At 65.6% G+C, this 11,729-nt stretch carries 7 protein-coding genes; 3 read left to right on the top strand and 4 right to left on the bottom strand.

Annotated features, from left to right (window positions below):
- Positions 1–6 precede the first annotated feature (6 nt).
- Positions 7–1,545, bottom strand: a complete 1,539-nt coding sequence (locus G471_RS0112610) for a protein adenylyltransferase SelO (RefSeq protein WP_245580561.1) — start codon at positions 1,543–1,545, stop codon at positions 7–9.
- A gap of 81 nt (positions 1,546–1,626) precedes the next feature.
- Between G471_RS0112610 and G471_RS0112605 the strand changes: the two genes are divergently transcribed.
- Complete coding sequence (locus G471_RS0112605; protein WP_245580560.1) at positions 1,627–1,986, top strand: hypothetical protein; 360 nt, start codon at positions 1,627–1,629, stop codon at positions 1,984–1,986.
- Between the two features lie 41 nt (positions 1,987–2,027).
- On the opposite strand, the gene G471_RS17600 is transcribed toward G471_RS0112605, so the two are convergent.
- Positions 2,028–3,638 (bottom strand): methyl-accepting chemotaxis protein, encoded by a 1,611-nt coding sequence (locus G471_RS17600; protein WP_051295471.1) that lies wholly within the window; start codon positions 3,636–3,638, stop codon positions 2,028–2,030.
- A gap of 223 nt (positions 3,639–3,861) precedes the next feature.
- On the opposite strand from G471_RS17600, the gene purL reads away from it, so the two are divergent.
- Positions 3,862–7,794, top strand: a complete 3,933-nt coding sequence (gene purL / locus G471_RS0112590) for a phosphoribosylformylglycinamidine synthase (RefSeq protein ID WP_028995660.1) — start codon at positions 3,862–3,864, stop codon at positions 7,792–7,794.
- A 33-nt stretch (positions 7,795–7,827) separates the two neighbouring features.
- On the opposite strand, the gene nadC is transcribed toward purL, so the two are convergent.
- On the bottom strand, positions 7,828–8,691 hold the full coding sequence (gene nadC / locus G471_RS0112585; RefSeq protein WP_028995659.1) for a carboxylating nicotinate-nucleotide diphosphorylase: 864 nt from the start codon (positions 8,689–8,691) through the stop codon (positions 7,828–7,830).
- Between the two features lie 54 nt (positions 8,692–8,745).
- On the opposite strand from nadC, the gene G471_RS0112580 reads away from it, so the two are divergent.
- Positions 8,746–10,236, top strand: coding sequence for an FMN-binding glutamate synthase family protein (locus G471_RS0112580; protein WP_028995658.1), 1,491 nt, complete (start codon positions 8,746–8,748; stop codon positions 10,234–10,236).
- Positions 10,237–10,245: 9 nt separating this feature from the next.
- Here the strand turns inward: G471_RS0112580 and G471_RS17595 are convergent, their stop codons facing one another.
- Complete coding sequence (locus G471_RS17595; RefSeq protein ID WP_043421596.1) at positions 10,246–11,724, bottom strand: NAD(P)H-hydrate dehydratase; 1,479 nt, start codon at positions 11,722–11,724, stop codon at positions 10,246–10,248.
- Between the last annotated feature and the right edge of the window lie 5 nt (positions 11,725–11,729).

The following is an 11,729-nucleotide window of genomic DNA, read 5'->3' as shown; positions in this document are numbered from 1 at the left end:
CTTGCCTCAGGTCCCGCAGAAGGTCTGGTAGCTGGCGGTGATTTCCGGTGCTGCCGGTTCGGTGTAATGGCGGTCGGCTTCGCGTTCGTCGAAGGGCGCGCGCAGCGCGGCGAGCAGGGCGTCGAAGGGGGCCAGGTCGTTGCGGTCGACGGCAGCTTCGAGCGCATTTTCGACCAGGTGGTTGCGGGCGATCAGCCAGGGGTTGGCGCGCTTCATGGTCGCCAGCAGGGCGGCGTCGCGTTGCGCTTGGCGGGCTTGCCAGCGTTGCTGCCAGACGGCGGCGTCCGGGTCGTCGGCGAACAGTCGGGCGAGTACCTGCGGGCGGCCATCGGCAAAGTCGTAGAGGGCGCGGAAGCTGTTGGTGAAGTCGTGGCGGCCGCGTTGCAGCAGGGTCAGGAAATCGTTGGCCAGGGTGCGGTCGGTTTCGGTGTCGCCGTTGTCGTCGATGCCGAGCTTGGCGCGCATCACGTTCAGCCAGCAGGCGGCGTGACGCTCGGGGAAGGCCTCGATCACCGCCGTGGCGGCGGCGATGGCGCGGTCCATGTCGGTGTCGATCAGCGGCAGCAGGGTTTCCGCCAGGCGGGCGAGGTTCCATTGCGCAATCGACGCCTGGCGGCCGTAGGCGTAGCGGCCCTGGCTGTCGATCGAGCTGAACACGGTGCGCGGGTGGTAGCTTTCGAGGAAGGCGCAGGGGCCGTAGTCGATGGTTTCGCCGGAGATGGTCATGTTGTCGGTGTTCATCACGCCGTGGATGAAGCCGACGCCGAGCCAGCGCGCGACCAGCTCCGCCTGGCGGCTGGCGACGGCGTCGAGCAGCGCCAGGTAACGGTCGGCGCGGCCGGCCAGTTGCGGGTCGTGGCGGGCGATGGCGTAGTCGGCGAGCTGCTGTACGGCGGCCGGGCCATGATGCACGGCGACGTACTCGAAGGTGCCGACGCGCAGGTGGCTGGCAGCAATACGGGTGAGCACGGCGCCGGGCAGGGCGCGCTCGCGGCGCACCATGTCGCCGGTAGCGACCACGGCCAGCGCCCGCGTGGTCGGGATGCCGAGCGCGTGCATCGCTTCGCCGACCAGGAATTCGCGCAGCGCCGGACCCAGCGCGCACTTGCCGTCGCCGTTGCGCGAGAAGGGCGTGCGCCCGGAGCCCTTGAAGGCGATGTCGCGCTGTCGGCCCTGACGGTCGACCACTTCGCCGAGCAATAAAGCGCGGCCGTCGCCCAGGCGCGGCGAGAAACCGCCGAACTGGTGGCCGGAATAGGCCTGGGCGACCGGTTCGGCGCCGACCGGGACGAGATTGCCAGCGAGCATGGCAATGCCGTCGGTGCTCTCCAGTTGCTGCGGATCGCCGCCGAGTTCGCTGACCAGTTCCCGGTTCAGGCGGATCGGTTTCGGTGCGCTGGCCGCTTCAGCCTGCCAGCGAACGCAAAATTCCGGGAGTTCCCGGGCGTAGGTGTTGTCGAAAGTGAAAGGGCGAAAGCTGGCAGACATGGTGGTTTTCCGGGCAATGGGCAGGTTGACCGTGGCGAAGGATGTCAGTTCAAGCAATCGACGTTCCTGCCGCCGGGGTTCGCGATGGCGCCTGGGTAGTCTATGCTTCGCCTTGAGGAATATGGCAAACGGAGAGTAATGATGGGTATCAAGAAGCACGTGGCGACCTGGCTGGTGTTTGCGGTTCTGGCAACCGGTACGACGACGGGTATGGCTTCCGGCCTCAAGATCCTCGCCTTTGACGACAATTCCTGCCGGGCCTGGCGCCAGGGTGCCGAGGATGTCGAATTGCGCACCGCCCATGTCGCCTGGGCGCGGGGCTTTCTCAGCGGTCACAACTATGCCAACCCGCGTCAGCAGGTGACCGATGTCTCGGTGGCGACCGTCGAGCGCAACATCGAACAGTTTTGCCGTCGTAACCCGGATGGGCTGTTCATCGACGGCGTTTACCGGATGAGCGACAGCATGTCGGGGCGTAACGCGCCGATCAAGAAATGAAAAAGGCCGGCAATGCCGGCCCGGGATGTTGCTGCTGAGTTTCAGACGCGGTATTGGGCAACGATGTCGTGCATTTCCTGCGCCAGCTTGACCATTTCTTCCGAGGTGCCTGAAGTCGATTGCGCGGCGGCACTGTTTTCCTCGGCCATCTGCGCAATTTTCTCGACCTGTTGAGCGATGTCGGTGCTGGCGACGCCCTGTTCCCGGATGGCGCTGGTGATGTCGCTGACCATGCCAACCGTTTCTGTCGAACCGTTGCCAATTTCCTGCATCGCGCCGCTTGCCTGCTCAGCGTAACCGACACCGGAGGCAACTGCGCCTTCGACGCTCTGGATACTGTGTACAGCGCCCTGGGCGCCGCTGAGCATTTCCTGGATGGTTACGGCAATTTCCTGAGTCGAGTGGCCGGTTCGCTCGGCCAGCTTGCGCACTTCGTCAGCCACAACGGCGAAGCCGCGGCCCTGTTCGCCGGCACGCGCTGCCTCGATGGCGGCATTGAGAGCGAGCAGGTTGGTCTGGTCGGCGATGTCTTTGATCACGGAAACAATGGTGCTGATCTTCTCGCTTTGTTTCTCCAGTGCCGTCAGTTGCTCGGAAGCGCTTTGCACGGTGGTGGCAATGCCGTTGATCGACAGTACCGTCTCGCCGATGATGTTCTGGCCGCGTGCAGCGACGCTACCGGCGCTGGTTGCCAGACGGCGGGTGTCCTCGGCGCGGTCGGCGACGTGATTGACGCTGACGGTCATCTCTTCGACTGCCGCCGCCATGCTTGAGGCGGCTTCGCTCTGGTACTGGGAGGCAACCGACATCTGACGGGCCGCCGTCGATACCCGCTGAGCCGCTTGATTGACGGATTCAGCGTGCCTGGACATTTTGCGGAAGCTCTGCTGGAGGCGTTCGAGCAGGCCGTTGAAAGCGTGTGCGACCTTGGCCAGTTCATCGTTGCCGGCAACATCCAGGCGCCCGGTGAAGTCGAGGTCCTTCTCGATGCCGGTGAATATCGTCACCATCCGGTCGAGGCCGCCTGAAACGTGACGGTAGATCAGCAGGCCGATGGTGGCGACGACCAGGCTGAGTAGCACGATCGCACCGACAACCAGGTTGATCGCGGTGTTGTGGATGTCGTAGGCCTCCTTGGCCGACTCCTCGGCATGCGTCTTGATGAACTTGGCGTGCTCGACCAGGGCGTTGGACAGGCCATTGACGGTGTCGGCGGCATTGCGCGAGATGGTCATCGCTTCATCGCGGTTGCCGGCGAGCGCGGCGGCCATGTACTGCTTGGCGAACTCGAGGTAGGCGGCGGCGGTCTTCTTGTCGTGCGCCAGCAACTCGCGGTCCTTGTCGTCGTGCACCAGCTTCTCGTAATCGGCGAAGGCGGCGTTCATCTCGGCCATGCGCTCGTTGAAACGCTGGACCAGCGTCTCGCGGCGGGCCAGGTCGCTTTCGATGAGGACGTTGATCAGGAAAGGGCGGGCGAGCAGGAAGGCGGTCTGCGCTTCATTCAGCTTGAGGATGCCGGGAATCGTGGTTTCGTTGGTTTCCTTGACGCCATTGTTGATCTTGGCCATCTGATAGAGACTGAAGCCTCCAAGGCCAATCAAGCCGGCAATCGCCAGTGCGATAAGCAGGACGATGCGCATTGCGATGCTCATGAAAACCTCCAGTGATATTTGTTCAAGTGTTGGGATAGTTAAGCCTCGCGATTCTAGGTTATTTATCGATCATAATCAATAATTATGAAAAAAATACCAAATGTAACCGTGCAATAATTCGTTACCAGTCATGCCGATGTTCTGAATTGGCATGGCGGCCATTTGCTTGACCGCCCTCGGGTATAATGCCCGCCTCTCCGCATCTAACCCGACCGCACACTCCATGGCCGACATCATTTGCCTCAAAGGCGACGCCGCCTTTTCCGCCTTCCGCCTGCAACGCCTGCTCGCCCGCCTGAGCGCGGCGGTGTCGGACATCGAATCGGTGACCGCCGATTACTGGCACGTCGTCGCGCAGAAGCGTGCGCTGTCCGCCGACGAGCGCGCCAAGCTGGCCAAGTTGCTGGAAGAAGTGCCGGCCGGCGCCGACAAGGGCGAACTGTTCCTGGTGGCGCCGCGCATCGGCACCATTTCGCCGTGGTCGTCCAAGGCCACCGACATTGCCTTCAACTGCGATCTGGAACCGGCCATCGAACGCATCGAGCGCGTCGTCGCCTTCCATGTCATCGTGAACAACGCCCGCGCGCTGAGCAGTGACGAGCAGAAGATTGTCGCCGGCCTGCTGCACGACCGCATGACCGAATCGGTGCTCGCCGGTTTTGCCGAAGCCGGCGAACTGTTCCGCCATTTCGCGCCGAAGCCGCTGTCGACTGTCGACATCCTGGCTGGCGGCAAGGCCGCACTGGTCGAAGCCAACGGCACGCTGGGCCTGGCGCTGTCCGACGACGAAGTCGATTACCTGCTCGACATCTTCACCAAGGCCGGGCGCAACCCCACCGACGTCGAACTGATGATGTTCGCCCAGGCCAACTCCGAGCACTGCCGCCACAAGATCTTCAATGCCTCCTGGGTGATCGACGGCGAGAAGAAGGACAAGACGCTGTTCGGCATGATCCGCGAAACCCACGCCGCCAACCCGCAGGGCACGGTGATGGCCTACGCCGACAACGCCTCGATCATCGAAGGCGCGACCATCCAGCGTTTCTACCCGGATGCCGACCGCGGCTACAGCTACAAGGAAGAGCTGACCCACATCCTGACCAAGGTCGAGACGCACAACCACCCGACGGCCATTTCGCCGTTCCCCGGCGCCTCGACCGGCTCCGGCGGCGAAATCCGTGACGAAGGCGCCACCGGCAAGGGTTCCAAGCCGAAGGCCGGCCTCTGCGGTTTCTCGGTCTCCAACCTGAACCTGCCGGATGCCCCGCAGCCGTGGGAACACGCTTACGGCCGTCCGTCGCGCATCGCTTCCGCCCTCGACATCATGCTCGAAGGCCCGATCGGCGCCGCTGCCTTCAACAACGAATTCGGCCGCCCGAACCTGACCGGCTACTTCCGGACCTACGAGCAGGACGTGGCCGGCACGGTCCGCGGCTACCACAAGCCGATCATGATCGCCGGCGGCCTTGGTTCCATCCAGGCCGAGCAGTCGTTCAAAGAAGAAACCTTCCCGGTCGGCACGCTGTTCGTGCAACTCGGCGGCCCCGGCATGCTGATCGGCCTGGGCGGCGGCGCCGCTTCGTCGATGACGGCTGGCGTCAATGCCGAAGACCTCGACTTCGCCTCGGTGCAGCGCGGCAACCCGGAAATCCAGCGGCGTGCCCAGGAGGTGATTGATCGCTGCTGGCAGATGGGCAAGGACAACCCGATCCTTTCCGTGCACGACGTCGGTGCCGGCGGCGTTTCCAACGCCCTGCCGGAACTCGCCCACTCGGGCGGCGTCGGCGCCAAGTTCGACCTGCGCAAGGTGCCGACCCTGGAGCCGGGCATGTCGCCGGCCGAAATCTGGTCCAACGAATCGCAGGAACGCTACGTGCTGGCCATTCCGCCGAACCGCATCGGCGAATTCCAGGCCATGTGCGAGCGCGAGCGCTGCCCGTTCGCCGTGGTCGGCGAAGCCACCGGCGACGGCCACCTGACCGTCACCGACGCGCATTTCGGCGTCAATCCGGTCGACATGGAAATGGAAGCGCTGCTCGGCAAGCCGCCGCGGATGACGCGCGATGTCACGTCGCAGCCGGCCAGCTTCGTGCCGTTCGACGCCGTTTCCATCGAACTCAAGGACGCCGCCTACCGCCTGATGCGTCTGCCGACCATCGCCGACAAGACCTTCCTGATCTCGATCGGTGACCGCTCGGTCGGTGGCATGACGGCTCGCGACCAGATGGTCGGCCCGTGGCAGGTGCCGGTGGCCGACGTGGCGGTGACCACGATGGGCTATCAAGGTTATCTGGGCGAAGCCTTCGCCATGGGCGAGCGCACGCCGCTGGCCGTGCTCGACGCGCCGGCTTCCGGCCGCATGGCCATCGGCGAGGCGCTGACCAACCTGGCCGCCGCCGATGTCGGCAGCCTGGACAAGGTTAAGCTCTCGGCCAACTGGATGGCACCGTGCGGCGTGCCGGGCGAGGATGCCCGCCTGTACGCCACGGTCGAAGGCATTACCGAGCTGTGCAAGCAGATCGGCGTGTCGATCCCGGTCGGCAAGGATTCGCTGTCGATGCGCACCGCCTGGGATGAGAACGGCGAGAAGAAGCAGGTCGTTTCACCGCTGTCGCTGATCGTTACCTCGTTCGCCGCCGTCGACGACGTGCGCAAGACGAAAACCCCGCTGCTCGCCAGCGATCAGGGCGAAACCGAATTGCTGCTGCTCGACCTCGGCAAGAACCGCCTTGGCGGCTCGGCGCTGGCGCAGGTGTACAACGCCACCGGCGACGATGCGCCGGACGTTGATGAACCGGCCAAGCTCAAGGGCCTGTTCGACGCCGTGCAGAAACTCAATCGCGACGGCCTGCTGCTTGCCTACCACGACCGTTCCGACGGCGGCCTGTTCGTCGCCGCCTGCGAAATGGCCTTCGCCAGCCGCCGCGGCGTCTCGCTCGACCTCGACGGCGTCTGCTTTGACGCCGCCGCGCTTGATGTCGATGGCGCCGAGAAGCGTCCGGACCTGATGGCCGGCCGCGATTTCGAGCACATCGTCCGCGCGCTGTTCAATGAGGAACTCGGTGCGCTGATCCAGATCCGTCGTGCCGACCGCGAGAAGGTCACGCCGATTCTGCGTGCCTGCGGTGTGCCTTACCACTTCGTCGGCCACTTGAACGAGTGGGACGAAATCCGCGTCACCCGCAATGCCAAGCGCGTGCTGCGCGAGAAGCGCGTCGATCTGCAGCGTGCCTGGTCGGAAACCAGCTTCCGCATGCAGGCGATGCGCGACAACCCCGACTGCGCCCAGCAGGAATTCGACCGCATCCTCGACGTCGCCGACCCCGGCCTGACGCCGAAGGTGACTTTCGATCCGCAGGAAGATTTCACCCAGGTCTACCGCGACATCAGCGGCCGCCCGCGCGTCGCCATCCTTCGCGAGCAGGGCGTCAACAGCCATTACGAAATGGCCGCCGCCTTCGATCGCGCCGGCTTCCAGTCGGTCGACGTGCATATGAGCGACATCCTCGCCGGCCGCGTCAGCCTCAAGGACTTCAAGGGCCTCGTCGCCTGCGGTGGCTTCTCCTACGGCGACGTGCTCGGTGCCGGCCAGGGCTGGGCCAAGACCATCCTGATGCACGACGGCTGCCGCGACGAGTTCGCCGCCTTCTTCAACCGCCCGGACACCTTCGCACTCGGCGTCTGCAATGGCTGCCAGATGATGAGCGCGCTCAAGTCCATCATCCCCGGTGCCGAACACTGGCCGGCTTTCCGCCGCAACCAGGTCGAGCAGTTCGAAGCGCGCTTCGTGATGACCGAGGTACTCGATTCGCCGTCGATCTTCTTCGCCGGCATGGAAGGCTCGCAGATCCCCATCGTCGTCTCGCACGGCGAAGGCCGCGCCGTCTTCGACAACGCCGACGACCCGGGCAAGTGCCTGTCGGCGATCCGCTACGTCGACAACAAGGGCGAGCCGACCGAAGTCTACCCGTACAACCCGAACGGTTCGCCGGGCGGCCTGACCGCGGTGACCACCGCCGACGGCCGGTTCACCATCATGATGCCGCACCCGGAGCGCGTCTTCCGTACCGTGCAGATGTCCTGGCACCCGGAAAGCTGGGGTGAGGACAGCCCGTGGATGCGGATGTTCCGCAACGCCCGGCGCTGGGTCGGCTAAGCGCTGTTCGCCGCCCTCGGCGTCGGGGGCGGCTTAAGCGACGAAGCGCATCGACAGGTCGAGCGCCTTGACGTCCTTGGTCAGGGCACCGACCGAGATGCGATCGACCCCGGTTTCGGCAATGGCGCGGATGGTTTCCAGGCTGACGTTGCCGGAGGCTTCGAGAATGGCGCGCCCGGCGTTGACGGCGACGGCCTCGCGCATCAGGTCGGGGGTGAAATTGTCGAGCAGGATCATCCGGGCGCCGGCAGCCAGCGCCTGGTTCAGTTCGTCGAGGTTTTCCACTTCGACCTGGATGAACTTGCAGCGGTCGGCGGCTTGCCCGGCGACCTGTTCGGCTGCCGCGTAGGCCTGGGCGATGCCACCGGCGGCATGGATGTGATTTTCCTTGATCAGGATCGCATCCCACAGCGCCAGCCGGTGGTTGCCGCCACCGCCCGCACGGACGGCGTATTTCTGGGCGATGCGCAGGCCGGGCAGGGTCTTGCGGGTGTCAACGACCTGCGCCCGGGTGCCGGAGATGGCATCGGCGTAGATGCGGACCTTGCTGGCCACTGCCGACAGCAGTTGCAGGAAGTTCAGCGCGCTGCGCTCGGCCGTCAGCAGGGCGCGGCCGTTACCGTCGATGGTGCATAGCAGCTGATCGGCAGCGATCCGTTCGCCGTCACCGGCCTGCCAGGTGATGTGGGCATTCGGGTCGAGGCGGCGCACGCATTCGTCAAACCAGGCCGTGCCGCAAAGCACGCCGGCCTCCCGAGAAATGACCGTGGCCCGGACCTGACGGGCGCCGGGTACCAGTGAAGCGGTCAGGTCGCCGGGGCCGACATCTTCGGTCAGGGCGGCGTCGACATTGCGGGTGATTTCTGCGGCGAGCGGGTAGGCGAATTCTATGGACATCTCTGGGTTCCGGCGGCATGCTTAGGCGCGAATTGTACCGTCAGGGGGGAGACAATGTCAGAAATCGTCGGGGTGTTTCACGTCAGTCTTGGGGTGATGGTCGTTCTGGTGCTGGCGGTGCTCCTGCTGTTCTGGTACCTGCGCGACGTCACCCAGAAGCGCCACACGGTCTTGCGCAATTTCCCCATCGTTGGCCATCTGCGTTTCTTCTTCGAAAGCCTGGGCGAATACTTCCGCCAGTACTTCTTCCTCGGTGACCGCGAGGAAATGCCCTTCAACCGGGCGACACGCGCCTGGGTCTATCGGCTGGCCAAGAACGAAGGCGGCATGATCGGCTTCGGTTCGACCTACGACATCAACCAATCCGGCGCGCTGGTCTTCGTCAACGCCGCCTTTCCGGTGCTCGACAGCGATCACCGGCCGTCGCCGCCGGTGATGATCGGCGAAGGCTGGTGCGACAAGCCGTTCGCCGCCCGTTCGCTGATCAATATCAGCGGCATGAGTTTCGGCGCCATTTCCCGGCCGGCCGTCCGCGCCCTGTCGCAAGGCGCGGCCCTGGCCGGTTGCTACATGGATACCGGCGAAGGCGGGCTCAGCCCCTACCATCTCGAAGGGCGCTGCGACGTCATTTTCCAGATCGGTACGGCCAAGTACGGTGTTCGCGAAGAGTCTGGCCGCCTGAGCGACCTGCGCCTGCGCGAACTGGCCGGGCACGAGCATGTCCGCGCCTTCGAGATCAAGCTGTCGCAGGGCGCCAAACCGGGTAAAGGCGGGGTGCTGCCGGCGGCCAAGGTAACGGCCGAGATCGCCGCCATCCGCGGTATTCCAATGGGCAAGGATTCGCTGTCGCCAAACCGTCACCCCGAGACCGGGACGATGGAGGAACTGCTCGACATGGTCGTGCATGTCCGCGAAGTGACCGGCAAGCCGGTCGGCATCAAGACTGCCATCGGCGGCTGGCAATTCATGCACGAACTGGCCGAAGCCGTCAGACGGCGCGGTTTGTGGAGCGCGCCGGATTTCCTCACCATCGACGGCGGCGAGGGCGGTTCGGGCGCGGCGCCGCAGGCGCTGGCCGATCACATGGCCCTGTCGATCAACGAAGCGCTGCCGCGCGTGGTCGACGCCTTGATCGAAAACGGCTTGCGCGAGCGGATCAAGGTGATTGCCTCGGGCAAGCTGCTGACCCCGGCCAAGGTCGCCTGGGCACTGGCCTGTGGTGCCGATCTGGTCAATTCGGCCCGCGGCTACATGTTCGCGCTCGGCTGCATTCAGGCCTTGCGCTGTCACCAGAACACCTGTCCGACCGGCATCACCACGCACAACCAGAAACTGCAGCGCGGTCTGGTCGTCGAGGACAAGGCCGAACGGGTTGCCCATTACACGCGCAACCTGAACCAGGAAGTGGAAATGATCGCCCATGCCTGCGGGGTTCCGCATGCCCGGGAACTGCGCCGCGAACATGTACGCATCGTCCAGCCCAACGGCCAGAGTCAGGCGCTGAACATGCTCTATCCCTATCCGTCGCCGCCGGCGGCGGATTGAGGCTGCACTTCAACGCAGCCAGTCGTTGACCAGGCAGCGGGCGCTGTCGATGACTTCGCCGGCGGTCAGGCCGACCGGACCGATGCCGTCGGCGGCCAGCCGGTCGGCGGCTGCGCCGTGCAGATGCACCGCCGCCAGCAAGGCCTGTTCCGCCGGCCATTGCTGGGCCAGCAGGGTGGCGATCATGCCGCTCAGGACGTCGCCCATGCCGGCCGTGGCCATGCCCGGGTTGCCGGTGGTGTTGATCCACCAGCGGCCATCCGGTCCGGCGACAATCGTGCCGCAACCCTTGAGGGCGACCGGGCAAGCGTAGCGCGCAGCCATCTCGCGGGCGGCGGCGATGCGATCAAGCTGCACCTCGCGCGTCGAGGCGCCGAGCAGACGGCCGGCCTCGGCCGGGTGCGGGGTCAGGATGGCCGGCGCGACGCGGTTGTAGAGGTTGCCTTCGAGGCGCCCGTCGCTGGCCAGGATGTTCAGGGCATCGGCATCGAGGACCAGAGGCAACGGGCATTTCAGGGCCTGCTCGACGCAATCGGCTGCGTTGCCGGCGGTGCCGAGCCCGGGGCCGCACACCAGCGCCTGCAGGTCGGCCTGGAAGAGCGTGTCGATGCGGCGGATCATCAGTTCCGGCTGGACCAGGTCCACGCTCGGTCCATCCGGGTCGAGCAGGCCGAGATAGACGCGGCCGGCGCCGAGCTTGAGCGCGGCACGACCGGCGAGCAGGGCGGCGCCGCTCATCGACTTGCCGCCACCGATGATGCCGACGCCGCCGAAGCTGCCCTTGTGCGAATTGCGGCCCCGGGGTTTGAGGCGCCCGGCGAAATCCTGGCGGCTGACGGTGTGGCCGTCGGCCGGGTCAGCGCCGGTCGTCTCGAGGTCGAGCGTGGCGATGGCGATTTCGCCGCAGTGGTCGGGACCGTCGGCGGTCAGCAGGCCGGGTTTGCCGGCGATGAAGGTCAGGGTGTGCGTGGCTTCGATGCAGATGCCGGGCCGGTTGCCGGTGTCGGCATCGAGACCGGACGGGCAGTCGAGCGCCAGCAGGGCGCAGCCATCACGGCGGGCGAGGCGGTTGGCCAGCGCGATCCACTCGGCGTAGATGCCTTCCGGCGCCCGTTTCAGTCCGATGCCGAACAGGCCATCGATGATCAGGCCCCAGTGCCGTTCGTCCTCCAGTGTCAGGGAAAACTCGCCGCCGGCGTCGGTGAAGCGCCGGCAGGCCGCGGCGGCGTCGGCCGGCAGTTGTTCCGCCTGGCCGGCGAACAGCACGCGGACATCGAAAAAGCGTTGGCGCAGCAGTCGGGCTGCCTCGAAGGCGTCGCCGCCATTGTTGCCGGGGCCCGCCAGCACCAGGATGGGGCGGTTACGCTCGCCGGCCAGCTGGCTGGCCAGGTCGGCGGCGGCTTGACCGGCACGTTGCATCAGCGGCTGGTCGGCGTGGCGGGCTTCGATGCGCCGTAGCGATGGGCTCAGGAGGAGACGGGTGTCCATGCCGT

The sequence above is a fragment of the Azonexus hydrophilus DSM 23864 genome (genome assembly GCF_000429605.1).
GTDB lineage: Bacteria > Pseudomonadota > Gammaproteobacteria > Burkholderiales > Rhodocyclaceae > Azonexus > Azonexus hydrophilus.
Note: the sequence above shows the minus strand (reverse complement) of the source record. Positions and strands in the feature narration are given on the sequence as shown.

What these genes read in the sequence shown, in the direction of transcription:
- G471_RS0112580 (WP_028995658.1), top strand. Translation starts at nt 8,746, where the DNA reads ATGTCAGAAATCGTCGGGGTGTTTCACGTCAGTCTTGGGGTGATGGTC.
- purL (WP_028995660.1), top strand. Translation starts at nt 3,862, where the DNA reads ATGGCCGACATCATTTGCCTCAAAGGCGACGCCGCCTTTTCCGCCTTC.
- G471_RS0112605 (WP_245580560.1), top strand. Translation starts at nt 1,627, where the DNA reads ATGATGGGTATCAAGAAGCACGTGGCGACCTGGCTGGTGTTTGCGGTT.
- G471_RS17600 (WP_051295471.1), bottom strand. Translation starts at nt 3,638, where the DNA reads ATGAGCATCGCAATGCGCATCGTCCTGCTTATCGCACTGGCGATTGCC.
- G471_RS17595 (WP_043421596.1), bottom strand. Translation starts at nt 11,724, where the DNA reads ATGGACACCCGTCTCCTCCTGAGCCCATCGCTACGGCGCATCGAAGCC.
- nadC (WP_028995659.1), bottom strand. Translation starts at nt 8,691, where the DNA reads ATGTCCATAGAATTCGCCTACCCGCTCGCCGCAGAAATCACCCGCAAT.